Annotated in this window: 29 protein-coding genes, 1 tRNA gene and 1 riboswitch; of the genes, 8 read left to right on the top strand and 22 right to left on the bottom strand. The window is 45.3% G+C overall.

What is annotated here, in order from left to right; all coding sequences use genetic code 11:
- Positions 1–4: 4 nt before the first annotated feature.
- From ADU22_RS11195 to ADU22_RS24605, 5 genes are all read right to left on the bottom strand, one after another.
- The gene (locus ADU22_RS11195; RefSeq protein ID WP_053362226.1) at positions 5–484 is read right to left on the bottom strand and encodes a DsrE/DsrF/DrsH-like family protein; all 480 of its coding nucleotides are present in this window, start codon (positions 482–484) and stop codon (positions 5–7) included.
- 83 nt (positions 485–567) lie between these two features.
- On the bottom strand, positions 568–831 hold the full coding sequence (locus ADU22_RS11190) for a metal-sensitive transcriptional regulator (RefSeq protein ID WP_053362225.1): 264 nt from the start codon (positions 829–831) through the stop codon (positions 568–570).
- Between the two features lie 328 nt (positions 832–1159).
- Positions 1160–2464, bottom strand: coding sequence for a phospholipase D-like domain-containing protein (locus ADU22_RS11185; RefSeq protein ID WP_197280045.1), 1305 nt, complete (start codon positions 2462–2464; stop codon positions 1160–1162).
- 165 nt (positions 2465–2629) lie between these two features.
- Positions 2630–2812, bottom strand: a complete 183-nt coding sequence (locus tag ADU22_RS25495; RefSeq protein WP_353611405.1) for a hypothetical protein — start codon at positions 2810–2812, stop codon at positions 2630–2632.
- Positions 2813–3089: 277 nt separating this feature from the next.
- Positions 3090–3186, bottom strand: a tRNA-Sec gene (locus ADU22_RS24605).
- 150 nt (positions 3187–3336) lie between these two features.
- On the opposite strand from ADU22_RS24605, the gene ADU22_RS11180 reads away from it, so the two are divergent.
- The 3 genes from ADU22_RS11180 (at position 3337) to ADU22_RS11170 (ending at position 4671) form a co-directional block, all read left to right on the top strand.
- Positions 3337–3762, top strand: coding sequence for a DUF2621 domain-containing protein (locus tag ADU22_RS11180; RefSeq protein WP_053362223.1), 426 nt, complete (start codon positions 3337–3339; stop codon positions 3760–3762).
- 87 nt (positions 3763–3849) lie between these two features.
- Positions 3850–3946: riboswitch (guanidine-I (ykkC/yxkD leader) on the top strand.
- A gap of 69 nt (positions 3947–4015) precedes the next feature.
- Entirely contained in the window at positions 4016–4357 is a 342-nt protein-coding gene (locus tag ADU22_RS11175) for a DMT family transporter (RefSeq protein WP_053362222.1), read from the top strand.
- On the top strand, positions 4357–4671 hold the full coding sequence (locus tag ADU22_RS11170) for a DMT family transporter (protein ID WP_053362221.1): 315 nt from the start codon (positions 4357–4359) through the stop codon (positions 4669–4671). Before ADU22_RS11175 ends, ADU22_RS11170 begins: the two co-directional genes overlap by 1 nt.
- Positions 4672–4708: 37 nt before the next feature.
- On the opposite strand, the gene ADU22_RS11165 is transcribed toward ADU22_RS11170, so the two are convergent.
- Both ADU22_RS11165 and ADU22_RS11160 read right to left on the bottom strand, forming a co-directional pair.
- Positions 4709–5197, bottom strand: a complete 489-nt coding sequence (locus tag ADU22_RS11165; RefSeq protein WP_053362220.1) for a CcdC family protein — start codon at positions 5195–5197, stop codon at positions 4709–4711.
- A 113-nt stretch (positions 5198–5310) separates the two neighbouring features.
- Positions 5311–6018, bottom strand: coding sequence for a cytochrome c biogenesis CcdA family protein (locus ADU22_RS11160; protein WP_053362219.1), 708 nt, complete (start codon positions 6016–6018; stop codon positions 5311–5313).
- Between the two features lie 236 nt (positions 6019–6254).
- Between ADU22_RS11160 and ADU22_RS11155 the strand changes: the two genes are divergently transcribed.
- Positions 6255–6425, top strand: coding sequence for an aspartyl-phosphate phosphatase Spo0E family protein (locus ADU22_RS11155; protein ID WP_053362218.1), 171 nt, complete (start codon positions 6255–6257; stop codon positions 6423–6425).
- A 78-nt stretch (positions 6426–6503) separates the two neighbouring features.
- Here ADU22_RS11155 and ADU22_RS11150 read toward each other — a convergent pair whose 3' ends face one another.
- The 4 genes from ADU22_RS11150 to sirA all read right to left on the bottom strand — a co-directional run bounded on the left by ADU22_RS11150 (position 6504) and on the right by sirA (position 11352).
- The gene (locus tag ADU22_RS11150) at positions 6504–8300 is read right to left on the bottom strand and encodes an ABC transporter ATP-binding protein (protein WP_053362217.1); all 1797 of its coding nucleotides are present in this window, start codon (positions 8298–8300) and stop codon (positions 6504–6506) included.
- A gap of 4 nt (positions 8301–8304) precedes the next feature.
- On the bottom strand, positions 8305–10053 hold the full coding sequence (locus ADU22_RS11145) for an ABC transporter transmembrane domain-containing protein (protein ID WP_053362216.1): 1749 nt from the start codon (positions 10051–10053) through the stop codon (positions 8305–8307).
- A 553-nt stretch (positions 10054–10606) separates the two neighbouring features.
- The gene (locus tag ADU22_RS11140) at positions 10607–10822 is read right to left on the bottom strand and encodes a YneF family protein (RefSeq protein WP_046522079.1); all 216 of its coding nucleotides are present in this window, start codon (positions 10820–10822) and stop codon (positions 10607–10609) included.
- A gap of 89 nt (positions 10823–10911) precedes the next feature.
- Entirely contained in the window at positions 10912–11352 is a 441-nt protein-coding gene (gene sirA, locus ADU22_RS11135) for a sporulation inhibitor of replication protein SirA (protein WP_053362215.1), read from the bottom strand.
- Between the two features lie 296 nt (positions 11353–11648).
- On the opposite strand from sirA, the gene ADU22_RS11130 reads away from it, so the two are divergent.
- Complete coding sequence (locus tag ADU22_RS11130) at positions 11649–12653, top strand: DUF3231 family protein (RefSeq protein WP_053362214.1); 1005 nt, start codon at positions 11649–11651, stop codon at positions 12651–12653.
- A gap of 88 nt (positions 12654–12741) precedes the next feature.
- Here the strand turns inward: ADU22_RS11130 and tkt are convergent, their stop codons facing one another.
- The 4 genes from tkt to yneA all read right to left on the bottom strand — a co-directional run bounded on the left by tkt (position 12742) and on the right by yneA (position 16678).
- Positions 12742–14748, bottom strand: coding sequence for a transketolase (tkt, locus tag ADU22_RS11125; RefSeq protein ID WP_053362213.1), 2007 nt, complete (start codon positions 14746–14748; stop codon positions 12742–12744).
- Between the two features lie 634 nt (positions 14749–15382).
- Entirely contained in the window at positions 15383–15616 is a 234-nt protein-coding gene (locus tag ADU22_RS11120; protein ID WP_053362212.1) for a DUF896 domain-containing protein, read from the bottom strand.
- Positions 15617–15691: 75 nt separating this feature from the next.
- The gene (locus ADU22_RS11115) at positions 15692–16339 is read right to left on the bottom strand and encodes a YneB family resolvase-like protein (protein WP_053362211.1); all 648 of its coding nucleotides are present in this window, start codon (positions 16337–16339) and stop codon (positions 15692–15694) included.
- Positions 16340–16366: 27 nt separating this feature from the next.
- Positions 16367–16678, bottom strand: a complete 312-nt coding sequence (gene yneA / locus ADU22_RS11110; protein ID WP_053362210.1) for a cell division suppressor protein YneA — start codon at positions 16676–16678, stop codon at positions 16367–16369.
- A 157-nt stretch (positions 16679–16835) separates the two neighbouring features.
- Here yneA and lexA point away from each other — a divergent pair, with 157 nt between their 5' ends.
- Together lexA and ADU22_RS11100 are read left to right on the top strand one after the other, a co-directional pair.
- Positions 16836–17459 (top strand): transcriptional repressor LexA, encoded by a 624-nt coding sequence (gene lexA, locus ADU22_RS11105; protein ID WP_053362209.1) that lies wholly within the window; start codon positions 16836–16838, stop codon positions 17457–17459.
- Positions 17460–17768: 309 nt separating this feature from the next.
- Complete coding sequence (locus ADU22_RS11100) at positions 17769–18053, top strand: DUF4257 domain-containing protein (RefSeq protein ID WP_046522086.1); 285 nt, start codon at positions 17769–17771, stop codon at positions 18051–18053.
- Positions 18054–18227: 174 nt separating this feature from the next.
- On the opposite strand, the gene glnA is transcribed toward ADU22_RS11100, so the two are convergent.
- From glnA to miaA, 7 genes are all read right to left on the bottom strand, one after another.
- A complete protein-coding gene (glnA, locus tag ADU22_RS11090; protein WP_053362207.1) occupies positions 18228–19565 on the bottom strand; it encodes a type I glutamate--ammonia ligase in 1338 nt (445 codons plus the stop codon).
- Positions 19566–19587: 22 nt separating this feature from the next.
- Entirely contained in the window at positions 19588–19992 is a 405-nt protein-coding gene (locus tag ADU22_RS11085; protein ID WP_053362206.1) for a MerR family transcriptional regulator, read from the bottom strand.
- A 141-nt stretch (positions 19993–20133) separates the two neighbouring features.
- Positions 20134–21405 (bottom strand): methionine gamma-lyase family protein, encoded by a 1272-nt coding sequence (locus ADU22_RS11080; protein WP_053362205.1) that lies wholly within the window; start codon positions 21403–21405, stop codon positions 20134–20136.
- A gap of 10 nt (positions 21406–21415) precedes the next feature.
- Entirely contained in the window at positions 21416–22681 is a 1266-nt protein-coding gene (gene hflX / locus ADU22_RS11075; protein ID WP_197280131.1) for a GTPase HflX, read from the bottom strand.
- 139 nt (positions 22682–22820) lie between these two features.
- Positions 22821–23768, bottom strand: a complete 948-nt coding sequence (gene spoVK / locus ADU22_RS11070) for a stage V sporulation protein K (RefSeq protein WP_053362203.1) — start codon at positions 23766–23768, stop codon at positions 22821–22823.
- A 263-nt stretch (positions 23769–24031) separates the two neighbouring features.
- Positions 24032–24262 carry an RNA chaperone Hfq gene (gene hfq, locus ADU22_RS11065; RefSeq protein ID WP_046522092.1) on the bottom strand — a complete coding sequence of 77 codons (231 nt, stop codon included), beginning with the start codon at positions 24260–24262 and terminating at the stop codon, positions 24032–24034.
- 27 nt (positions 24263–24289) lie between these two features.
- Complete coding sequence (gene miaA, locus ADU22_RS11060; RefSeq protein ID WP_053362202.1) at positions 24290–25246, bottom strand: tRNA (adenosine(37)-N6)-dimethylallyltransferase MiaA; 957 nt, start codon at positions 25244–25246, stop codon at positions 24290–24292.
- Positions 25247–25513: 267 nt separating this feature from the next.
- On the opposite strand from miaA, the gene mreBH reads away from it, so the two are divergent.
- Complete coding sequence (gene mreBH / locus ADU22_RS11055) at positions 25514–26521, top strand: rod-share determining protein MreBH (RefSeq protein WP_053362201.1); 1008 nt, start codon at positions 25514–25516, stop codon at positions 26519–26521.
- Positions 26522–26583: the final 62 nt, after the last annotated feature.

Raw genomic sequence — 26583 nt, 5'->3', positions numbered from 1 at the left:
GGGTCTAGATAAACAGGTTCACATTGCCATCCTCGGCATCTGCAAGGTAGGCCGCGACTCCTGCATATTCAATGTTGTCCAGGAGTTCTTCCTGCTTAAGACCAAGGAGGTCCATAGTCATTGTGCAGGCTACAAGTTTAACATCCTGCTCTTGAGCCATCTCTATCAGTTGAGGAAGAGACATGGCATTATGCTTTTTCATGACATTCTTAATCATCTTCGGGCCAAATCCTGCAAAATTCATTTTTGACAGCCCCATTTTATCAGCACCTTTGGGCATCATTTTGGCAAACATTTTTTCTATGAATCCTTTTTCAACCTCAATCTCTTCTTCTTTCCTTAAAGCATTCAACCCCCAGAAGGTATGAAAGATGGTTACCTCGTGGTCATAGGCTGCTGCACCATTGGCAATGATGTACGCCGCCATCGCTTTATCATAATCACCGCTAAATAATACGATCGTTGTTCTTTTCTTTTCCGTCATGATGATCCTCCCTTAACAAAATTACCTTTACCCCTACGGGTATAAAGTTAACAAAAAGATAAAAGGGTGTCAACCCCTTTGTTTTACCTGCTTTTGACTAACAGATTTACCGCTTCCTTTATCAAATCGTCCGTTTGCTGCTCTCCCTGAACATCTGCTTTACGCACACATTCCACTAAATTGGAACTTACCACTAAGCCAATTGAACGGTCAATGGCTGATCTCGCGGCGGACAATTGAGTAATCACATCTTTACAGTCATTGCCTTCTTCCATCATGCGCAATATTCCTCTGAGCTGGCCTTCAATCCTTTTTACACGATTTTTCATCTGGCCATTATATTCCATCCAAACCCCTCCATTCTATGGCTCTATTTTTTTACAAAGCTTTTCGCTTGTTTGGTTTCGTTCATTGCAAGTTTCATATTATACCCCACAAGGTATTTTGTCAACCCTAAAAAGTGAAAAAATAGGAAGAGAATTTAACTACGTGGAGAATTTCAAACAAAAAAATCCCGTTGGGACTTTCCCCCAAGGGATTTATTAGAAAACCCGCTTCAACTGTTCCAGAGTTCTAGACAGTACGTAATTTTTAGTATCTCAAAGTCCTGTGTAGTCCTACAGAATGAGTTTAATGAAATTTAACTATACCTATCTGGGTTTATTGAGTGGAGCCTTATAATAAATGCTGGAATAAACCCGTTATATAGGATAGTCCTTTTATACTGAATGATTTAACCCAGCTTACTTTACCTGGTTTTAAGTTTGGGTCCTCTATATACGACCCATCCTTTGCTACCTTTAAGCTCTTTTTAAAATACTGGTTCATTTCTTTTTCGAGACTCTCGGTAAATTCCACGCTATCAATAACGACCATAGACTCAGTATTTAAAAAAGTCGACCTGGAATCCATATTAAATGCTCCAATGGAACTCAATCGATTATCAAAGATAAATGTTTTGGCATGTATGGAGTCACGTCCTTGATATTCCAATACATTCACACCCTTTTTTGCCATCCCGTTAATATGTTTAATATGTCCTGAATAGGCCATAACATTTGCTGTCGTTGCTAAAGAGTTCGTTAAAATCGTTATCTTTTCGGGAGGTACTTGTAACGTATCCATATAAGGAAGCATAGGTTTCGTTGGAATAACGTATGGGCTTTGAATGACTATGGACTTTTTCGAATTCTTCATGAGATTCGTTAATTCATACCAAGCCCAAGGTTCTTTATTAAATCTTTGTATAGGATTATGAATAAAGGTGATATTTTTAGTAGGAAGGGACATTTTCACCCACTCATAATAACTAGCAAATAATTTTTTATCCGTTTTTCTCAAATTTTCCAGTTTCTGTTTTAATTGTTGATTGGCTTCTTTTGCTTTCTTTTGTTGGTTTGTGGATAGCTTTTTAAAAGGAACTTGTGTAATGGGATGGTCCCAGACTTGATTAAAGTAGCCTTCCATTTGATGCAAAACACTGCCTTCCTTTGACTTGGGATCCGTATTAATGATTAGAACATCTCGGTCATTCGTAGGGGATTTTTGACCTTCTTCAATAAAATATCGATCCCCGATATTTCTGCCCCCGATAATTGCATACTTATGATCGATAATAAGTAATTTATCATGGAGTCGATTATTCCATGTCCAAGGCAGTAAAGGATTTAATGGTTCATAAAATTTAATTTCGATATTTGGATGATGGATTAAGGCGTATTGAACATCTTTCAGACTAAATCTAAGGCCATGAAAAATTCCATCTAAAAGGATCCTTACCTTTACTCCACGATCGGCCGCATCCAATATCATTCCTAACATTAAATCAGTAATATATCCTTTATGAATCGCATAATAGGAGACATCAATAGATTCCTGTGCATTTGCCATTAAGTTCACACGTGCAAGACCTGAAAACATTTTTTCTTCCAGTAGAATCACACGATCCTGTGACGCCTCATTTCCATAGAATCTTTCCACTTTATGCTGTTCCTTATAAGTGCTACTAACCTGCGGATGGTTATCTTTAAAAATAACGACGCCAAATATGGTAGCATACATTAGATAAAAAATGAGAATAACAATAGCCGTTTTCCAAACCTTTTTTATCGGATTTACCTCCTTTCTACCACCTCTAAAGCCCCCCTAATTGTTGATAGTTTGTCCAAATTTATTTACATTACAAATCCCAGAACAATAAATAACAATATAAGTTAAATTAGAGATAGAAAACGTGTAAATCGTGCAAAAACGATCATATAATAACTTCTCTTCCAAAGGGGAAACTTGGGTTATCCCTAAAGCATACGCTACAACCGAACCACCAATAGAGATTTACCAAATAGCGGCAATAGCGGGGTACAGAATTTGATATCACTCTACCCTATTAAGATTCGATATTCGGAATTAGAAAAAGCCCTATCCGACTGTTGGTTGGATAGGGCCTCGTATATTAATTCAGTTTGTAATGTTCATTTATTTGTAAAGTGATACCTTCAATTTCAAAGGCAATGGCACTTTTGGGGCACCAAGACAATAAAAAAAACCGAGTGCACCCGGTCTCCTGCTTTATGTATTAAGGTAAATAGCCTTGATATGACTGGGTTGGCGGGACTGCGTGGGAATCGAACCCACCTGACCTGGCACGCAGGTCACAAGCGGTTTTGAAGACCGTGGAGGACACCAGTACCCCATCCAGCCCCGTATTAGTTAATGACATATTCTATTATAATTCGACACTGGCTTTTTTTCAAGGTCTTTGAATTTTACACTATGTATAAGTTGGCTTGTCTTACGAGGCGGTAAGATACTATAATAAAAGAAGAGATTTTGTAAGATGAAGGTGAAATGGAATGTTAACTGGCTGGTTTTTATGGTTTATTTTAATATGGATTGTTATTTTCGCGGGTTCGATGGCGATTGGCGGCTTCTTTATGTTCCGCAAGTTCTTGAAGAAAATGCCGAAAGAAGACGGCAAGTCGGATATGGATTGGGAAGAACATTATGTGAAAGAGACCCGGGATTTATGGCCTGATGACCAAAAAGCGTTTCTGGAGGATTTGGTCAGTCCGGTGCCTGAACTGTTCCGTGACGTTGCCCGGCAAAAGATTGCCGGCAAGATCGGGGAGCTTGCACTGAAGGAGAAAGTTTCGAAAATTACGCCGGACCTGGTCATCCGTGGCTATATATTGGCCACTCCGAAACGGGACCACAAGTTTTTGCGCAAAAAACTGTCTGAGAACAAAATCAACATCACCCCATATGAACATTTGTTTTAGGCTGCTTCAAATTGGAAGCAGCTTTTTTCAATTTCCCCCTACCCAAATCATATTTTCACCTGTATAATAGAAACTACTTTTAAATATGAAGATGTTTTCTAGGGTTCCGCAAACACTGTTTGGTCTGGTCCGAGAGAAGACACACAGCTTTGCTGTGCCACGGAGGGACAAAAGCCCGGGAGATTCTGTTTTTGATAACAGTCTCCGGGGCTTTTTTGTGTTTCAGGGCAATCTATGAATAGGAGTGAATAGTATGAACCCGAATTGGATTAAAGTTTTCGTTGCTGCGTTTTTTGAGGTAATCTGGGTGATTGGCTTAAAACATTCGGACAGTCTGCTTGACTGGGCGGGAACAGTCGTGGCGATCATTATCAGTTTTTATGGGCTGATTTCAGCTGGAAAAGGTCTGCCTGTAGGTACCCTTTATGCGGTCTTTGTCGGCTTGGGCACGGCCGGGACCGTCGCAGTGGATATCCTCTTCTTTGGCGATCCGTTTAAAATCGAGAAAATCCTTTTGATTATACTTTTGCTGGCTGGTGTGATTGGGCTGAAGCTTGTCACAGATGAACAGCAGGAAAAAGGAGGAGAAGCGTAATGGCCTGGATTTCTTTACTGGCAGCTGGATTGTTTGAAATGGCGGGCGTCGCGATGATGAACAAATTTCACCAGGACAAGAAATGGAGTTCGATCATCCTTTTAATCCTATCTTTTGGGGCCAGCTTTATTTTCCTTTCGGTCGCGATGGAAACCTTGCCAATGGGCACTGCCTACGCCATCTGGACAGGAATCGGCGCTTCCGGAGGCGCCATCATTGGCATGCTGTTCTACGGAGAATCGAAGGACTGGCGGCGGATTCTGTTTATCGCCATGGTATTAAGCTCCGCAGTCGGCTTGAAGCTTGTTTCTTAGTTTTACTAAAAAAATCCCCTGCAGCCAGGGGATTTTTTTATACCAAATTGGGTTCAATTGATTCATGCAGCTCACGGTGAAGCTTTTTATATTCAAGATACATGGCAATCCGCCATGGAACAATCATGCCAAAGGCCAGAATCCAGAACATGCCTCCTAGCTCTCCTACATCAATCGTCGCACTCAGCACCATTTTGGCAATGATCCTGACAGCGAGCAGTCCCACGAGGATATAGATGAAAGCTTTGGAACGCTTAAGATATATATCCTGATTCCGAATTTCGAATTTTGAGGTTCGAATGAGCAGGATGGAAAACAGCATGCCAATGGCGAGGGCTTCCATCACTTGGAGAAAGCTGACACGAAACATAGGGAAAATGAACATGAGCGCCCCTGTGCTCATAAAAATCGGAGGCAGGATGATTTTCTTGGCGGAGGCCGGTTTCTTGGCGGCTTTCATCCTGACAATCATGGCAAGCGTTCCCATCCCGATGGCCCCAATAGTCGATAATAAAACGTAGTCCATATCTTTCATCCCTTTTATTGAATTAACACTATCATTAAATAGGAAACAGACTTAATTATAATGGAGCATGGCCATTTAAGCAACCTGCCCTAAATGGCCTGAGCAAGGGTACGTTAAAAACCCGTAAACCCGCCGAACATTGGCGAAAGAAACGCAATGATCTTGGTCATCCAGTCAAAAAACAGGACAACCCCCATAAGGATCATGATATAACCGCCAACTTTCATGATTTTCACATTATTCTTTCTGATCCACTGCATTTTTCCAACATAGAAAGAGAGAATAAAGAAAGGTACAGCAAAGCCGAGAATATAAGCGATCATGTACAGCATGCCAGAGCCTGGATTGGAGCCGGCAAGCAGGATGACCGATGCAAGGATGGGACCAGTGCACGGGGTCCAGCCGGCCGCGAATGCCATCCCGATCAACACGGAACCAAAATAGCCTGCAGGGCGGTTCTTAAATTCAATCCGGCGGTCAGACATCAGCCATTTTGGCTGGAAGACCCCAACAACCATCAAACCGAAAATCACGATGAAAATGGCCCCTAGCTGGCGAATCAGATCATTGTATTGGCTGAATATCTGCCCGATGAACGAGGTGGCAAATCCCAAGGCGATAAAGATGATTGAAAAACCCACTAAAAAGAAAAGCGTGTGCAGCATGCTGCGCTTTTGAAGCATCGCATTTTCACTCTTGATTTCCCCCACCGACATCCCGGTAATATAGGAAAGGAATGCTGGATACAGCGGCAGGCAGCATGGAGAGATGAAGCTGAGGAAACCGGCTGCAAGCGCAAGCAATACATTTACGTCTGTCATATTAACATCTCCTGTTTATACATCAATACGTATTCATTCTATCAAATCTATACAGCAAATGATATGAAACGGTCTGTGAACAATTTATTAATAATGAATATGTTGGCAAATAAATTCCAAGCAGGTTTTTTTGAAATCCACTGGGAATTCGATTATACTAGAATTTGTCTTTGAAATTTTTGCAAGATTTATAAGCTATTTACATATCCGAGGCAGGTCCTCAGAAAGGGTGCCCCATGAAGAAACAAGAACTAAGCAATGAGATTGAAAAGAAACGGGAAGAGCTCATCCGTGTGGCATCCACAAACGGACTGAGCTCCTCAAAAGCCATTCGGTGCAGCCAGGAACTTGATCACTTGCTGAACACCTATAACAGTAGATTTATAAAAAAAGTTAATCTCCATTAAAAACAGCTGTCTCCTATACGGATGACAGCTGTTTTTATTTATATGGTAATTATCGGGGCAAAGACTCCTGCTCTTTTCCTATTGGCTGACGGCATCTTCAAGCCGTTCAACCGAGCCATTTTGCAGCAGGTACATCTTATGGTAAAGACCTTGCTGGGCAAGCAGCTCCTGGTGTGTTCCTCTCTCGACAATCTCTCCATGATGAAGGACAAGAATTAGGTCTGCATCCTGGATAGTGGACAACCGGTGGGCGATGGCAATCGTCGTCCGGCCCTGGCGCATTTTGGCTAGCGCTGTCTGGATGGCTTCTTCCGTCTCCGTGTCGATATTGGCGGTGGCCTCGTCGAGAATCAGTATTTTGGGATTTGTCGCAATGGTTCGCGCGAAGGCAATCAATTGGCGCTGTCCGCTTGAAAATGTCGAGCCCCGCTCTACCACTCTCTGTTCATATCCGTCTTCAAGTTTTGAAATGAAGGTATCCGTCTGGACAAATTTTGCAGCTTCCTCGATTTCCTCATCACTCATAGCCTCATTGTGGAGGCGGATATTGTCTTTTATACTGCCGTAAAATAGGAATGGGTCCTGGAGCACGAGCCCCATCCTGTTGCGCAATTCATCAATGGGATAATCTTTAATGGATTTTCCGTCAATTTTTATTTCGCCGCGCTCAAACTCATAAAACCGCATTAGCAGATTGATGATGGAGCTTTTTCCGCTTCCGGTGTGGCCGACAAGCGCAACGGTCTGGCCTGGCAGCGCCGTAAATTCGATGTTTTTTAGAACATCCCGTTTTCCGTCATAGGAAAAGCTCAAATTGCGGACTTCAATTTTTCCTTGTTCTATTTTATTGCTGCTCTTTTCGGGCTGGGCTGGAGCCAGGTCGCTTTCATCAAGCAGCTTGAATACCCGTGATGCAGCCACAATGGCCTGCTGGTACATGGACAGCCGCATCATCATATTGTTGACCGGCTCGAAAAAACGGTCAAGATAATTGATAAAAGCGTAAAGTACTCCGATTTCCACCGGGCTATCAAATGAGCTGATTCCAAAGAAGCTGAGGACGATAATCAAGGCGACCATATAGACAAGATCGACGGCCGGGCGAAGCAGCAATCCATCCGCCTTGATATTCCTCATGCCTGCCTTGTAATGCTTTTCATTAATATCGCCAAATTCTTTCCGCAGGCGCTGTTCCTGCCGGAAAACCTGGATGATTGGCATTCCTTGCAGCGATTCGCTCAGCTTGGCATTCAACTGGCTGAGCCGTTCCCGCATATCCTGATAAAATTTCGAGCTGACCTTCCGGTAGATGGTCATGATCATCATAATCAACGGAAACACAACCAGGCAAAACAGGGCCAGTTTTACATTGAGAATGAACATCGCCACAAATATTCCAATAAGAAGGAAGCCGCTCTGGATAAATGTCGCGATGACACTGACGAACATATCCTTGATTGCCTCCGTATCATTGGTCACCCTTGAAACAAGCGACCCTGCCGGGGTTCTGTCAAAATAACGAAGCCCAAGTGCCTGCACCTTTGAAAAGACATCAATCCGCAGCTGTTGGATGATTTTCAAGGCAATCTCCTGAAATTTGTACAGCTGGAGATAGGATACAATTACATTGAGGACCTGGATTCCCATATACGCAGCCCCTAACAGCAGAAGCGGCTCGAATGGAAAATTCCCGGCTCGCAGATAGTCATCGATAAAAATTTTCACCAGAATGGGACCGGTCACATCGCCAATCGTTGTCAGCAGCAAGAGGCCGAACGCAATCAATAGCGTTTTTATATGCGGTCTGGCGTAGCCAAGCAGCCTTTTCAGGACCGCACGCTGCTGTTTAGAGGTTAATGCCGTCATTTTCTCCATTTTCCTATCCCCCTTGCTCGACCAGCTCTTCAAGCTGCTGGCGCAGGTACATATCTTTATACCAGCCGCCGTTCTCCATAAGTTCCTGATGGGAACCTCGCTCAACAATCTCGCCGGCATCCAGCACAATGATCAGGTCCGCGTGCTGGATTGCGCTAAGGCGGTGAGCCGTTATAATAGTAGTCTTTCCATCGCGGTTCTCTTTGAGTGCCGCCAGAATTTCTTCCTCTGTTTTCGCATCCACCGCAGACAGGGAATCATCCAGGATTAAAATCTCCGGGTTCAACAATAGGGCGCGCGCAATCGATATCCGCTGCTTTTGTCCGCCCGAAAGGCTGACCCCCCGTTCACCAACAACCGTTTCATATCCGTCGGTAAACTGCAGGATATCTTCATGAATGTGGGCGATCCGCGCCGCTTCTTGAATGGTCTCCTCCGAAGAGTCCGGCTTGGCGAACGCGATGTTTTCAGACACTGTTGACGAGAACAGGAAATGATCCTGCGGAACATAACCGACTGCTTCCCGCAATTTATCCAGTTTATAATCCTGAAGGGATTTTCCCGCGATTTTAATTTCTCCCTGATAGCCTTCAAATTCGCGGATCAGCAGCTTGAGCAAGCTGGTCTTACCTGCTCCCGTTTTTCCGACGATTCCAAGTGTTGCCCCTTTTGGGAGGGTGAAATGGATATTCTTCAGGACCGGCTCAGGCTCGCCTGGATAGGCGAACGTTTTGATGCTGTATGAAATATCTCCTGCCGGGACGATATCTAGCGCCTCTTCCTTGTCCACGATATCAGGCTTTTCAGCAAGAAGGAAATTAACCCGTTCAAGGGAAGCACGGCCGCGTTCCACAATATTAAACAGCCAGCCAAAGGCAAGCATCGGCCAGATCAGCAGCCCGAGATAGGTGGTAAACGACACAAGCTCCCCAATGGTTAATTCGCCATTGATCACAAAGCGCGCACCAAAGGCCAGGGATAGAAAAAACGAAATCCCAATCACGATGGAAATGGTCGGGTCAAACAAAGCATCGACTTTGGCAACGGCAATGTTCTTCTGGACCACCTCCTCCGATTGACGGCGGAAATCTTCAATATCCTCCTTTTCCTGGCCAAATGTTTTAATTACTTTGATTCCGGTAATGCTTTCCTGCGTTTTATCGTTTAAGGTTGAGAAAGCTTCCTGCGCCTTGTGGAATCGGGCATGGAGCATCTCGCCATACCACCAAGTCAAAATCACCATGAGCGGCATCGGGATAAGCGCAATCAGCGTGAGCTTCCAGCTGATGGTGGCGGCCATGGCGATAATGACAAAGCCGCCTGTGGCAAGGGAATCGACGAGCGTCAAGACCCCCACTCCCGCTGTCTGCTGGATGGCCTGCAAATCATTCGTCGCATGAGCCATTAGGTCCCCTGTTCGCCTCTTCTGGTAAAAAGAAGGAGACATATTGGTGAAATGGGCATAAAGCCTGTTCCGCAGCAGCCTGGACAGTTTCACTGCCGAACCAAATATCAGGATGCGCCAGTAGTAGCGCAGTATGTACATTCCAAGACCCACGCCAGCCAGAATTACTACCCACATCAGCAGCCCCGAGGCTGTTAACGTGCGGGTTTCAATGGCATCGACAATGACACCGATCACCCTTGGGGGAACCAGCTGCATCAGAGCAACAATGGACAGCATGAAAATCCCTGTAATATAAGCCTTCTTCTCCGTTTTAAAAAACCACATTAAATCTAAAAAAACCCTCATTTTTCCATCCCCCAGCAATGACTCGCTAAATTGCTTCATTATTTTACCAAAGATTCACAAAATAAGGAAGATTGATTTCCCTGCAGTACTACGACAGGCCCTGGTTCCGTTTTAAGTATCGCTGTGGCCTAGGTAGTGATAATGCGTTTCCTATGCCTTCAATGTTACCCGCTTTTGGTTTTAGGGTATTTTTCGGGCACATTGAACCCTTCATCGTTACCCAAATACCGATCACAAGGCTTTTTCGGGCACAATGAACCCTTCATCGTTACCCAAATCCCGATCACAAGGCTTTTTCGGGCACATTGAACCCTTCATCGTTACCCAAATCCCGATCACAAGGCTTTTTCGGGCACATTGAACCCTTCATCGTTACCCAAAACCCGTTCATTAAGCTTTTTTGGGCACATTGAACTCTCCATCGTTACCCAAATCCCGATCACAAGGCTTTTTCGGGCACATTGAACTAACACCTATTCTTAATTCCAGTACTGAAAACCTCACTATGCCATTCCATAAGAAAAAGCACCCCTGCGAGTGCTTGTCCTTTTTATTATTTGCCTTGCTGCTTGTTCATAGCTGACATCATTTGGTTGATTTTCTTTTGTGATGGTTTCATGCCCATCTGCATCATCATCATTTTAAGCATTTGCTCATTGATTGGCGGATTTTTCTTCAAATAGCTCATCATATATCTGCGAGCAATGAAAAACCCTAGCGCTACACCGGCAATCAATGCCAGGATACCGACTAGAATGACATCCCACATAACCCATTTCCTCCTTCGTGTTGTCTAACATACAGTGTACTAAACCACACGTTATTATACAATATTCGCGTGATTTTTTCTCCTGTTTTTCAGACAAACTTTCTTTCTTTGATGGGCTTCAGCCAGCCATAACGGCTGCTCGAAATGTCCACGGCCAGAAAAGAGGTTTCATTTTTACGAAGGACCTCAAAGAAAATGGTCTCGGCTTCCAAATCCCCCGACGATTCAATCGTCAGGGAGCGCTCATTGACCTTAATGCTTGCCAGGCTCTTGGGGTTGTTTTTCTCCAGATAATAGATGCCCTGTTCAGCCCGAAAGCCGCTCATCCTAGAAAGCTGCTGATGAAGGAGCTGGTGGATCCTCAGCACTGGAATTGGCTTTGTGACAAAGTTGACTTGTTTGGAGATGATCTTGCGCATGTCCCCTCTTGCACTCTTATAGTCCTTGAATAGCTGGTAAAACGTTCGTTCCCTGCCATAGAAATGCCGTGCAAATTCCTCTTCGATTAAGTAAAGCTGATAGGACCTCACTCGATCCCCTCCTCTTTAGACAAGCTTTCTTTCATTATAAAAAAGATAACCATTGGCCATTGTCTAAAGGTGCAAAAAATACCGACTAATTTTGTCGAATTCAAAATATTGTTATTTTTATTATAAACTTTCTTAATGTCGCTGTCACGAAAAAAGGGCACGCCGACCATTTTGTCAATCTTTTTTTACATGATTTCATTCCGGGTTGTGGACACTACTATGTATAAAAGAGTAAGTAGATCGATTGCAGGTTAGCAATTTTAAATAACGATAAAGAATTGCGAGGTATTGCCCGTATGAATGACAAAACGCAAATACCGTTAACAGCAGCAGAAATGTCCACTTTATGGACTCAATATATCAACGATACCCTTGCGAGCTGTGTCGGAAATTATTTTTTGGAGAAGGTCGAAGATGAAGAAGTTCGCCCTATCATAATCATGTCCTTAGACATTGCCGCAAGAAATCTTTCCATCATGAAGGATTTGTTTAACAAAGAGAATTTTCCCATTCCACTTGGTTTTACAAACGAAGATGTCATTCCCAAAGCCCCAAGACTCTTTACCGATTCATTTGTCCTGATGTACTTGCGTCAAATGTCGATCTTGGCAATGGCAGCGAATTCGGCGGCACTCGGAGTGGTTACCCGGGCTGATGTGGTGGATTTCCATAAATCGGTCCTAACTGCCAGTGTAAAGTTACAGGATGTAACGAGAGAGCTAATGTTAAAACAAGGTACATATATCAGGCCTCCTGTTTTGCCAATCCCCGACAAGGTTGATTTCGTTGAAAAACAACAGTTTCTTTCCGGTTTCTTTGGTCCCAAAAGGGCGCTTACTTCCACGGAGGTAACTCACTTATTCCTAAATATCCAAACCAACTCGATTGGCAAGGCCTTAATAACCGGGCTTGCTCAAGTGGCAGAAAGAGAGGATATCAAACAATATTTATTGAGGGGCAAGCAGCTTGCCACTAAACATGTGAAAATATTCGGCAATTTTTTAATTAAAGAGGATTTGCCAGCACCAATGAGCTGGGAAACAGCGGTTACCGATTCTACAGCCAAAGTATTTTCCGATAAGCTGATTCTGTTCCATGTACTTGGGATGATTGCTGCTGGTGTCGGCAACTATGGCATGGCAATGGCAGCGAGCCCGAGAAGGGATCTTGCTGCACAGTATGCCTCCCTGATACCTGAAATCAGTTTTTATGCGGAGGATGGGGCCAACCTGTTGATCAAGCATGGCTGGATGGAAGAGCCTCCCCAGGCTGAAGACCGAAACAAGCTGATTACCGAATAATTGACAAAAAAAGCTCCCGGACGCAGGGGAGCTTTTTCTAATGAAAAAGGGAATGAAGCAGCTGGCTGCCCATTCCCGTTTTTGAAAATTAGTTTTGCAATAATGCTTTGAAGCGGGCAACGACATTCTCAACAGAGAATCCGTATTCTTCCAGGACTTTTTCGCCAGGGGCAGATGCACCAAACTGGTCAATCGCCAGAACATCGCCTTCATCGCCGACATATTTGTGCCAGCCAAGCGAAGCAGCCATTTCAATGCCAAGGCGTTTCTTGACCGACTTCGGAATAACAGATTCCTTATATTCCTTTGATTGCTTTTCAAAGCGGTCCCAGGAAGGCATGCTCACAACGGATACCTGAATTCCTTCTCCTGCAAGTGCTTCCTGCGCCTGTACAGCGAGGCCGACTTCAGATCCGGCAGCAAGCAGGATTCCATCAGCGGTATCCTTTTGTGCTGGAGAAATCACATAAGCACCTCGTGAAACTCCCTCATAGGCGTTCTTGTCTGTATCCTTGATGGTCGGCAGGTTTTGGCGAGTCAACACAAGAGCAGTTGGTGTGCTTGTGGATTCAACCGCAAGCCTCCATGCTGCAGATGTTTCATTGCCATCAGCCGGACGGATGACAGAAAGATTCGGCATCGCACGCAAAGCTGGAAGCTGTTCGACTGGTTCATGAGTCGGTCCGTCTTCTCCAACGGCAATGCTGTCATGTGTAAAGACATACGTCACTGGCACACCCATTAATGCTGCAAGTCGAATGGCTGGACGCAGATAGTCGGAGAATACAAAGAATGTTCCCCCGAATACCTTCAAGCCGCCGTGAAGCGCCATCCCGTTCATTGCTGCACCCATCGCAAATTCACGGACGCCGAACCAGATGTTACGACCTTCATATGAACCTGGGAAGAAATCTCCGGATCCTTTAATCATCGTTTTGTTCGATCCTGCAAGGTCTGCAGATCCGCCAATGAAGAAAGGAATGGATTGTGCAACGGCATTCAATGCTTCGCCGGATGATGCACGGCTTGCCAGGCTTTTTCCTTCTTCGTAAACAGGAAGTGTCTGCTCCCATCCTTCAGGAAGTTCGCCTTTAAGCGCACTTTCCAGCTGGGAAGCCAGTTCAGGGTACTCTGACTTGTATTGTTCAAACATGTCATTCCATTCTTGCTCGACAGACTGCCCTCTTTCAACAATATGCTTATTGAAATGCTCATAAACTTCTTCCGGCACATGGAAGTCTTCTTCGAATGTCCATTTGTAAGCTTCCTTTGTAAGCTTCATTTCAGCTTCGCCAAGCGGGGCACCATGGACATCGGATTTTCCGGAAAGGTTTGGAGATCCGTAACCAATGATTGTTTTAACTTCGATCATTGTAGGACGGTCAAGATCGGTCTTTGCCTCTTCAAGGGCTCTTGCGATTTCCTCGAGGTCGTTTCCGTCCTCAACACGGATGTACTGCCAGCCATACGCTTTAAAACGGTCGGCAACACTTTCGGAGAACGATTTGTTCAGTTCCCCATCCAAGGAAATATCGTTTGAATCATACAGGACAACCAAACGTCCAAGTTTCAGGTGTGCAGCAAGAGAAGCCGCTTCTGCGGAAACACCTTCCATCAGGTCGCCATCTCCACAAATGCTGTATGTAAAGTGGTTAACAATCTCATAATTATCCTTGTTATAAACCGCCGCAAGGTGACGCTCTGCCATCGCCATGCCCACTGCCATTGCTACACCTTGTCCAAGCGGACCAGTTGTAGCTTCTACACCTGCAGTGTGGCCATACTCAGGATGTCCTGGAGTCTTGCTTCCCCACTGTCGGAATTGCTTGATCTCCTCCATCGGAAGGTCGTAGCCGGAAAGATGGAGCAGGCTGTATAACAGCATGGAGCCATGCCCCGCAGACAATACGAAGCGGTCACGATTGAACCATTCAGGATTCTTCGGATTATGATTCATGAAACGGGTCCAAAGAGTATAAGCCATAGGAGCGGCACCCATTGGCATCCCTGGATGACCGGAATTAGCCTTTTCAATCGCATCGATTGAAAGCGTACGAATCGAGTCAATGGATAGCATGTCAATTTTGTCGTACATCAAAAACATCCTTTCTGTATGAGCGTTCTACCCTTTTTATATTATAGTGACCTGCATTTTAATTCAACAAATAGCCGCATAAGACGGCAAAAAAAAACAGCTTTTTCTTATTTTGGCACAATGCGGCTGTATTATGTAAGGAATAATCCTATTCCCTGTGCAGACGGGAACTAACCAGGAAAATTACACCACGCCTTTGCGTCAACACCTCTTATTAGCGTAAATCCTGCCGGCTGACTTCTCACTGTTTACGTTAATAAGCCTTATTGGCGAAATTTTTGCCGGGTATCTATCCGCTTTTTGCGTTAATAGAGCCCATTACCGTAATTTCTATTGCCTATCTTCCTCTTTTTGCGTTAATAAGCCTTATTGGCGTAAATTCTCCCCGCTGCCTTTTACTTTTTTTCGTCAATAAGCCCTATTGGCGCAATTTTCCCCTCTGCCTTCTCACTTTTTTAGTCAATAACCCTATTAGCGCAATTTTCCCCTCTGCCTTCTCACTTTTTTAGTCAATAACCCTATTAGCGCAATTTCTCCTGGCTGCCTTTCACTTTTTGCGTAAATTATAATTTCCTGGCAACGACAAAAAAGCTGCAAGCTATTTAATTGCCTGCAGCCTTTTAAAACGTATGGATCAATGAAGCTTATTTTTATTTCTCTCCTGCTTAATTTTTTCTGGTGTAACATCGTTTCCAAGCTGGTCAACGATGGTGACACCTTTTAGCATATTAAGCATGGAGGATCTGAAAGTTTTAAGGTATTCAGCCCTTAAAGCGGTTTGTTCCTTTGCTTCCTCTGCCGTAAGCTTGGACGTCTTTGCCTTTTTGGCCAGTTCATTGATTCTCGCAAGTTTTTGTTTGGAAAGCATAAGAAGCTCCTTTTTAATTTAATACGATAGAAAATATCCTACTAAAAAATAGCCCCTTTTACAAGAGATGCGCTCTTATTCCTGCTGCTTATTAGCATATTCCTGAAATCTCCGGTGAACGGTTGCCTTGGAGACCTGATACCCAAATCCCCTTAGGGTCGCTGCTATTTCAGCAAAGGTCAGCCCGTTGCCCCGGAGTCTGACTATTTCCGCCAAGGGGGCTTCCTTCCGCTCCCGCCCGGAGTTTTCCCCCTGGTTCTTTAAGTTCCGCTCCGGTTTGTATCCATGTTCTATCGCCCGGTTCATTCCCCGTTTAATTTTGATATTGTGGATCTTCCGCTGGTACTCTTCCACCATGGAGACAATTTGCAGAACCATGGAATCGGATTCGGAAAGCTGCAGCTCGCCATGATGGGATATGCTGTATAGCTTTACATCCTCTTTGACGATACAGTGCAAAAGGGCAATCTTTGCATTTCCCCTCCCAAGACGCGTTTCATCCTGTATGAGTACGACTTTAACTTGCTTATCCTTTATAGTTGAAAGAAGCTCAAGGATTCCTTCACGTTCAAGGTCGTAGCCGCTGGCCTGTTCCTTTATGACCTTTACGACTTCAAGCCCCCTGCTGGCTGCAAGTGCTGTCAGTTCTTCCTCCTGGCGCGCCAGAGAGGTTTCCTGTGTTTCTTTCGTTGTGCTTACCCGGCAATAGATTACTGCTTTCATATTTCCACCCTAACTATAAACATATTATCAGTCTGCCTGGGCGATCTGAGTGGAATCGAAGCTTTCGGTTATGATTGGAACAATAAGTTCTTCTCCCGCAAGGATTCTGCCGCCGATGATTCCATTTTCCTTCTCGACCCAGGATATAAATTCGTGTTTGGAGAGATTATGGCCGTCTGACAAATCTTCTGCAAGCTCCCACAAGGATTCGCCTTCTTTTACTGTAACTGTTATGTATTCTTCCTCATCGGATAGATGTCCGGCCATGACCGCCGAGAATATTAGACTTACGGCAAATAAAACCAAAACATAAGAATATCTTTCCCATACTTTTTTCATCGTATTGTCCACCTCGCGAATATATGTTCGTTTTTTTGTTATTTTTATTATAGGGCGAACATTTGTTTCTTGTCAATAAAAATTCGAACTTATGTTTGTACCATGCGAACATACGTGTTATAATCAGTTTAAGAGATTACAGACGAGGTGCGTGAATATGACAAAACTATCGAAAAGGCAGCAAGATATCCTGGGCTTTATCAAGGAAGAAGTTAAGAAAAAAGGCTATCCGCCTTCCGTACGTGAAATCGGGGAAGCAGTTGGCCTGGCTTCCAGTTCCACTGTTCACGGCCATCTGGCCAGGCTCGAAAGCAAAGGGCTAATCCGCCGCGATCCAACAAAACCGCGTGCAATTGAAATTCTGGAAATCGAGCCTGATGCGCATATTCCGAAATACAATGTCATCAATGTCCCCGTGGTTGGTAAGGTTACGGCCGGACAGCCGATCACCGCCATTGAAAACGTTGAAGAATACTTCCCGCTTCCGGACAGGCTTGTTCCTTCCGACGAGCAGGTATTCATGCTAGAAGTAATGGGAGACAGCATGATTGATGCAGGCATCCTTGACGGCGATTATGTGATCGTCAAACAGCAGCAGACAGCCAATAATGGCGACATTGTTGTAGCGATGACGGAAGAGGATGAAGCAACTGTGAAACGATTTTTCAAGGAGCAGGATTTTATCCGTCTCCAGCCGGAAAATCCAACCCTGGACCCAATCATTCTTCGCCATGTATCGATTCTTGGAAAAGTCATTGGCGTATATCGCCACATGCATTAAATAATCGCGAGTCTGCCGGATTGCAGCCGCCAGCAATGTCGCATTACCAAGGCAAACGGACTTCTCGGCCGTTTGCCTTTCCATTTCCAGTAATGTTACAAAATGAAACAACTACATTTCAGCCACCTTACAATTGGAAGATTAATACCCAATAAGGGTATAATATAGTATTTTCGAACTATTTTAAATTTATTGAAAATTCGGTATAATAGCACATTTCACTATTATTCTATTTGCAATATAATTATAGTACAACATGATTAACCTAAGGTCGCTCCATCCCTATTACGACTTTAGGAGAGTGATAAAATGTTGACTGACATTCTTTTCGCCGTAATCATTGGAGGTTTTGTCGGAATGGCGGCCCATGTACGAAAAAAAGGAAAGATCGTCATGCCGCGCAGGACGAAGAAATTCATTTATCTCGGTTTTCTGGAAGAAGTGCTGACCGGGTCCATCGCGGCCCTGTTGCTGGTCGTCTCTTCCGGTGCCGGGTCCACACTCAGGGTTGTGTTTGTTTCCATCATTGCAGGTTTTGGAGGAGATGCGATATTAAGAGGACTGGAGTTTCTGCGGAATGATAAAACCTCCTGAAGAAATCAAAATAAAATGCCCCATGCCGGACCCCCTGGTTTTAGAAGATTGCTTCACTTTTGTCAAGCAGCTTCCTGTGCTTGATTTTCTTTTGTCCAGCCGATTCCCCTACAGTTCATTCTTCCCCAAAAAAGAAAAACCCCTGATACCAATGGTATCAAGGGTTCACTTCCATTAATACATCTGCAAGTACTGCTCTCGCTCCCATGGATGTACTTGGGTACGGAACATATCCCACTCGATTTCCTTTGCTTCGATGAAATGCTCCAGGATGTGCCCGCCGAGCGCATCGCAAATGACTTCGTCTTTTTTCAGCTCTTCAAGAGCGGCTGCCAATGTTGGCGGCAGGTCGGTAATACCTTCCTCAGTACGTTCCTCTTTGTCCATGACATAGATATTGCGGTCAACCGGAGCCGGAGGAGTCAGCTGGTTTTTGATTCCGTCCAATCCAGCCTTCAGCAATACGGCCATCGCCAAATATGGGTTTGCTGCCGGGTCTACGCTTCGCACCTCCACACGCGTGCTCAAGCCGCGGGAAGAAGGAATGCGGATCAGCGGTGAACGATTTCTTGCTGACCAGGCAATGTAGCAAGGCGCTTCGTAACCAGGTACAAGACGCTTGTAGGAGTTCACGGTCGGATTGGCTACGGCTGTAAAGCCTGCTGCGTGCTTAAGGGTCCCAGCAATGAACTGGTAAGCCGTTTCACTTAGCTGAAGCTTTTCATCCGATGTATCGTAGAAAGCATTCTCGCCGTTACGGAATAATGACATGTTGCAGTGCATTCCCGAACCACTCACGCCGAACAGCGGTTTTGGCATGAATGTCGCATGCAGGCCATGCTTGCGGGCAATGGTTTTTACAACAAGCTTAAAGGTTTGGATATTGTCGCAGGCTGTAAGCGCATCTGCATATTTAAAGTCGATTTCATGCTGTCCTGGAGCCACTTCATGGTGGGATGCTTCAATTTCAAAGCCCATTTCTTCCAGCTCAAGCACGATATCGCGGCGGCAGTTTTCACCAAGGTCTGTTGGCGCAAGGTCGAAATATCCGCCATTGTCATTTAATTCAAGAGTAGGCTCACCGTTCACATCAAGCTTGAACAGGAAGAATTCGGGCTCTGGCCCAAGGTTGAAATTGGTGAAGCCGAGCTCCTCCATTTCTTTTAAAATTCGCTTCAGGTTGCTGCGCGGGTCACCTTCGAAAGGCGTTCCGTCAGCGTTCCGGATATCACAGATCAAGCGGGCAACCTTCCCTTTTTCAGCGGTCCAAGGGAACACTACCCAGGTATCCAAATCAGGAATCAGGTACATATCGGATTCTTCAATCCGTACGAAACCTTCAATGGAAGATCCGTCGAACATCATTTTGTTGTCCAATGCCTTTTCAAGCTGGCTTACCGGGATCTCCACGTTTTTAATCGTACCGAGAATATCGGTGAATTGTAAACGAATGAACTTAACATTATCTTCCTTCGCTAAACGGAATATGTCTTCTTTTGTAAACTTTGCCATGCTTTCATCTCCCTATGGATAATTAATGGAATCTCGAATTGTCCCCATGCCCGCCATTTCGGTGGAAACGGCCGGCGCGAAGGATCTCTTTGCGGAGGAGCCTCCGTAATTCAGCATCTGATGGCTCGCTGAGGGCTTTTTTCGCTTGTTTGCCTTCATTCGCCTTCATGGCGGCCTGCTGCTGTTTGACGCTGTAAATCTGCTTAATTCCTGCGAGATTGACGCCCTGATCAATGAGATCTTTAATTTCCAGAAGCTTGTCAATATCGTTTAAGGAAAAGAGACGTTTATTGCCTTCAGTCCTTGCTGGAGAAATCAAGCCGTGCTCTTCATAATATCGGATCTGCCTCGCCGACAGGTCCGTCAGCTTCATGACAACCCCGATGGAAAACAGCGGCATATTTCGGCGAATCTCACTTCCGCCCATTTGATTTCTCCTCCCTTCCTTGTTGATAATTTTATTATATGTAATGTTAGCTAACATGTCAATTCGATGTTAGATTATCTTACACGAAAAATAACAAAAAAACAGGACAAGCTTCTTGAAATTGTCCTGTAGTATATTCACTTATTTTATAAGGATTAAACCTTTTTGAATTAAATTGTCCAACGCCGTGCATATCGCGGCCTTTACATGGGAATAGGTCAGCCCGCCCTGAATATAGGCAGCATAAGGCGGCCGGGTTGGGCCATCGGCTGTCAGCTCGATGCTGGCTCCCTGGATAAAGGTGCCGGCTGCCATGATGACATCATCTTCATACCCGGGCATATAGGCTGGATATGGTGTCACATGAGAGTTGATCGGGGAGGCAAACTGAATGGCCTGGCAGAAGGCCACCATCTTTTCACGGTCGTTGAACACAACCGACTGAATGAGATCCGTACGCTCCGCATCCCATTTTGGCGACGAATCCATCCCAAACTGTTCAAGCAGCGCAGCTGTAAAAACCGCCCCTTTCAATGCCTGGCCGACAATATGTGGCGCCATGAAGAATCCCTGGTACATTTCCTGAAGAGTATATAATGACGCACCTGCCTCGGCACCGATGCCGGGTGAAGTCATCCTGTACGAACACGCCTCGACAAGGTCCCGCCTGCCCACGAGGTATCCCCCGGTCTTTGCGAGCCCTCCGCCAGGATTCTTGATCAGCGACCCGGCCATTAAATCTGCTTCCACATGGCATGGTTCCCTGTCTTCCACAAATTCGCCATAGCAGTTATCAACAAATACAACCACATCAGATTTGATTCCTTTTACAATCCGAACCATTTCGCCAATCTCGGCAACCGTGAAAGACGGTCGTGTCGCATAGCCTTTGGAACGCTGGATGCCAATCATTCTTGTTTTATCCGTGATTTTCTCCCGGACAGCGGCCCAATCGATTCCGCCGCTTTCGGTAAGGGACACGGAGTTATAGGAAATGCCAAATTCCTTCAACGATCCGTTGCCCGTCCCGCGGATGCCGACGATTTCCTCAAGTGTGTCGTATGGTTTGCCCGTAATATATAAAAGCTCGTCCCCGGGGCGAAGAACGCCGAACAGGGCGATTGATATCGCATGAGTTCCGGAAATGATTTGGGATCTTACGAGTCCCGCTTCTCCGCCAAACACATCGGCATAGATTTTTTCCAATGTATCCCGGCCGATATCATCATAACCATAACCGGTTGAGGGCATGAAATGCGAATCGCTGACTTTGTGCTCCTGGAAACTCTTTAAAACCCGGAACTGATTCTCATCAATCCGTTCATCTATTTTCCGGTGTATCCCGGCGATTTTTTCTTCAACCTGCTGCACAATGGGCTGCAGGGTTTCACCTGATGCTAAATGCTTAAACATGGTGCGCTCCTTATCTCACTGTATATTTCGTTAGCTGTCCTGTTATTTGGTGGTCTTTCAGGGCGTATCCCCGGCAGACATACCCTTCCTGTTCCTCAGAAAAAGAAAGCTCCCGCAAAATCGTCTCATTTTTCAGCTGGGACAGCAGCTTGCCTTCTCCAGAAGGAATCAGGACATGGAAAGGCTCCATTCCTTCAATGATGGTTTGTTCAATCTTTTGTTTTAGGCTTGAGCGGTCTTCTTCCTCATAAGCGCTGATAAAAGCTGTCTCGGATTTGGCCACCGGGACAAAATCGGGGTGCGCAATATCCCGCTTGTTATAGACCGTAATCTGGGGAATCTGATTGACTTCAAGCTCTTCCAGCAATTTGTTGACGGTTTTCTCATGGGAAAAATAATCCTGGTTGGACATGTCGACCACATGCAAAAGCAAATCCGCTTCCTTCACTTCTTCCAGGGTTGAGCGGAATGCGGCAATCAAAGTGGTTGGGAGGTCCTGGATAAACCCTACCGTATCCGTCAGCAGCACCGAAAAGCCGCTTGGAAGAATCACTTTCCTTGTCATTGGATCCAATGTGGCAAACAGCTGATTTTCTTCAAAGGAATCTGCCTCGGTCAGCCGATTGAAAAGCGTTGATTTTCCGGCATTCGTATAACCTACCAGCGCAATCTGGAAGGCCTTGTTTTTTTTGCGGCGCTCACGGTACCGGTCACGATGCTGGACAATAATCTCCAGCTGGCCTTTGATATCATCAATGCGGCGCCGGATATGCCGGCGGTCGGATTCCAGCTTTGTTTCCCCCGGCCCTCTCGTCCCAATACCGGCTCCGAGCCTTGAAAGAGCCGTTCCCTGGCCCATAAGCCTTGGAAGCAAATACTGGAGCTGGGCGAGCTCTACCTGAAGTTTCCCTTCCTTGGAACGCGCCCTTCTGGCAAAGATATCAAGAATCAGCTGGGTCCGGTCAATGATGCGGACTTCAAGCTCGCGTGAAAGATTCCGGATCTGACTCGGCGACAGCTCGTCATTAAAAATAATTAGGTCGGCCTCAAACTCCTCTACAAGCGTTTTCAGTTCCTCTACTTTTCCTTTTCCTATGTATGTGGACGGATGGATGCGGTCCCTTTTTTGGACGACGGAAATAAGAACAGTGCCCTGAGCTGTCTCTGTCAGGGAAGCAAGCTCTTCCATGCTATATTGGAAACGCAAGTCGTCCTCCAGGGTTGTCTGGCACCCTACCAGGATTGCCTTTTCAGAAGCTGTTTTAGGTTCCAAAATAATTCCCCCTTTCTTCTTATGTATTCTGTACCCATCATACCAAAAAATATCACCAAGCTAAAATTTCAGTATTTTTGGTTATAGCGCGAAGCTGGGCAGTTATCTGCAAAAAAGATTCCGCACAGGGCGGAACCTTTCTTTAAGCTTCATTTAATATAAGGTCATTGCTTCTTAAGGTCATCAATTCATGTCGGTCGTACTGGTTGGTAAGCAGCAGCCGCATGGCTTGTGTGCGAATGGACTTTTCAATGATGTTCCTGATATAGCGCCCGTTCGAAAAACCGGTAGGCCCGAAGCTTGATTTTACCCACGCCAAATGTTCGCGAAGCCTTCTTTCCGCTTCATGGCTTAGGGTATATTCCCTTTCAATCAGCATTTTTTTGCCTATTTCCATTAGCTGGTCAATATTATAGTCTGGAAAGTCGATGACTAGCGGAAATCGCGAATGCAGTCCCGGGTTAAGGGTTAGAAAATAATCCATTTCCCGTGAGTAGCCGGCAAGGATGAGGATGAATTCATGCTGTTTGTCTTCCATATGCTTGACGAGCGTATCGATCGCCTCTTTCCCGAAGTCCTTTTCTCCGCCTCGTCCAAGAGAATAGGCTTCGTCAATGAACAGGATTCCTCCCAGCGCCTTCTTTACGAGGTCCCGTGTTTTTTGCGCTGTATGCCCGATGTATTCACCAACCAGGTCCGCCCTTTCCGCCTCAATCAAATGCCCTTTAGACAGCACATTCATTTTTTGAAAAAGCTTGCCGATCAGCCTGGCAACTGTCGTTTTTCCTGTGCCCGGGTTTCCCTTGAACATCATATGAAGGGCTTGCCGGCCGGCCTTCAGGCCCATTTCCTCCCTTTTTTTGTTCACATAGATCCAGGCATATATTTCTTTTATCATTTTTTTCATTTCTTCCATTCCAACCAGTGTGCCGAGCTCATCTTCGATTTCTTTTAAAGCCGCATGCTGGGCTGGGCTAGGTTTGGCCGCCATCTTTGGTTCGGGAGCTTCCTTCGGTGCTGCTTTCCGTTTCTGGGCATTGAGAACAATGCTGATTTGGCCGTTATTATTCATTCGCATCGGCTGGTCCAAAGCTTTTCACCTCTATTCTAAAACACAATGTACTCGTGATGCCTTTGCGATAAAAGCCTTTCTTCCATTAGCCGCAAAGACAAAGGAATGCGGCCTCTCCATGCAGGCTGTCATCTTTTTCCGGTTTCGGGAAATAACCGTATATCTATATGTATTCCTATCGCTTACGATTCATTAAAACGATTTTAAAAAAGCTGCAAAAGGAAGACATTAAAAAAAGCCCGCCATTGCCGGCAGGCTTCTTATGGAAATATGTCGATTGATTATTGTTGCGGATCAAGGTCAATCTGGACATTTTTTTGCGGCGCGAACGTAGAAATCGCATGTTTATAAACAAGCTGCTGCTTTCCCTCGGTTTCAAATAAAACCGTAAAATTGTCAAAGCCTTTGATTTGGCCGCGGAGCTGGAAGCCATTCAATAAAAAGACCGTGACATTTGTGTTATCCTTTCGCAGCTGGTTTAGATACTGGTCCTGAATGTTAATTTGTTTCATTGCAGATCCTCCTTTTTATCTCTATCCTTATGTATTCGCCTTTATTTGGAGCTTTCCTTCAACATAGCTGGAAATTTCGGCAATTTTTTTTTCTGCCTCTGCTCCGTCTATCGGCATGGTAAACCATTCCACATTCATTTTGTTTCGAAACCACGTCAGCTGCCTTTTGGCATAGCGACGGGAATTCTGCTTTAAATTTTCAATAGCATCCTTAAGGCTCACCTTGCCATCCAGATAATCATACAACTCTTTATAACCGATTGCCTGGATGCTTTGGCAGTCCCTTAACCCCTTGGCATACAACGATTTTACCTCATCCAGCAGCCCTTCCTCCATCATCAGGTCCACCCGCATGTTGATTCGTTCATAAAGCCGTTCGCGGTCCATCGTAAGCCCTACCAGGCATGTATCGTATAAAAGTTCCGCATCCTGCTGTTCCTGATACTCTGTCATCGACTTCCCGGTGCAATGGTGGATTTCAAGTGCACGGATGACGCGGCGGACATTATTCGGATGGATTCGTTCCGCGCTGTCCGGATCCACCTCCCAAAGCTGTGCATGCACCGCCTCTGCACCTTTTTCGTCAGCCGTTCTTTCAAGCTCCAAACGGAAATCCGGATCGGATGGCACGTCGGAAAATTGGTAATCGTAAATCACCGACTGGATATACAATCCTGTTCCCCCAACGATCATCGGCAGTTTGCCGCGGCTGGTAATTTCGGTGATTTTTTCGCGGACCAGCTGCTGAAATTCTGCTGCTGAAAAAGAATCATCGGGATTTTTGATATCTATAAGATGGTGGGGTATTCCCTGCATCTCACTTTTTGTAATTTTGGCGGTTCCGATGTCCATCCCTTTATAAATCTGCATGGAGTCGCCGCTGATAATCTCGCCATTGAACCTGGCCGCGAGCTCGATGCTCGTTTTCGTTTTGCCGACGGCCGTCGGGCCAATCAGGACCAGCAGCTTTTGTTTTTTATCCAAATTCTTCACACTGCCTTTATGTTTATATCATCTATTGTAACCCTGAAAGCAGTTGAACATCAAAATATTATACCCGCAATGCTAATTGCCCATTCCTTTCTTCCTTATTTTTTTCCAAACTCATCCGTAATTTTGCTTTATTTACCACTGTTTTTACAATTGGTTAACGATTCGATAACAATCGACACCCCACCCCCTGATTCGTGTTAATTTTTATAGAAGATTATATAGTGATAACTTAATAATAAGGAAAATGGGTGAAAAATAATGATCTCACAAGCTGAAATTGGTATCGACCTAGGAACGGCTAATACACTTGTTTATAGTAAAAATAAAGGCATTGCTCTTAACGAACCATCCGTTGTGGCCATTGATACGGATAGCAAGAAAGTTGTGGCTATCGGCCATGAAGCGAAAGAAATGATCGGGAAGACACCCGAAAAAATCATTGCCATCCGTCCGCTGAGAGATGGCGTCATCGCGGATTTTGATATCACCACAGACATGCTTTCCCAGGTGATGAAAAAGGCGGCTAAAACGGGGGGCTTTTCTTTGCGCAAGCCCAATGTGGTTGTCTGCACCCCTTCAGGCTCAACCAGCGCCGAGCGCCGTGCCATTCTTGAAGCAGTCCGCAATGCCGGAGCCCGCAAGGTACATATCATTGAAGAGCCCGTTGCTGCTGCAATTGGAGCAGGCCTTCCTGTTGATGAACCTGTAGCCAATGTGGTCGTTGATATCGGCGGAGGCACAACGGAAGTAGCCATCATATCCTACGGAGGCGTTGTTGCCTGCCATTCCATCCGCATTGGCGGTGATAGGTTTGATGAGCACATCATTCAGTATGTACGGAAAGCTTATAATGTTTTGATTGGTGAGAGGACAGCGGAAAGGATCAAAATGGAGATTGGTTATGCTCCTATCGAGCATGAGCAGCTTGAGATGGAAGTCCGCGGCCGAGACCTTGTAACCGGGCTGCCAAGCACCATCACTCTAAACTCCTATGAAATTAGCGACTGCCTGAAGGAATCAATGCTTCAAGTTTTGGAGACTATCAGGAAAACACTTGAAGACTGCCCTGCCGAACTAAGCGGCGACATCGTCGACCGGGGTGTCATCCTCACAGGCGGCGGATCCCTGCTTAATGGCATGCAGGACTGGCTCAGCAAGGAAATCGTCGTCCCTGTACATCTCGCACAGAATCCTCTGGAATCGGTGGCAGTAGGTACGGGACAGGCCTTGAAGTATATCCACAAATTGCAGCCGCTGGCGAAATAGCTGCTATTCAAAAAGCCCTGCCTTAGGGTATCGGCCTTTTCATTCATAATCACAACATCAAA

This window comes from Bacillus sp. FJAT-27251 (assembly GCF_001273925.1).
In the GTDB taxonomy this organism is placed as follows: domain Bacteria; phylum Bacillota; class Bacilli; order Bacillales; family Cytobacillaceae; genus Mesobacillus_B.
Note: the sequence above shows the minus strand (reverse complement) of the source record. Positions and strands in the feature narration are given on the sequence as shown.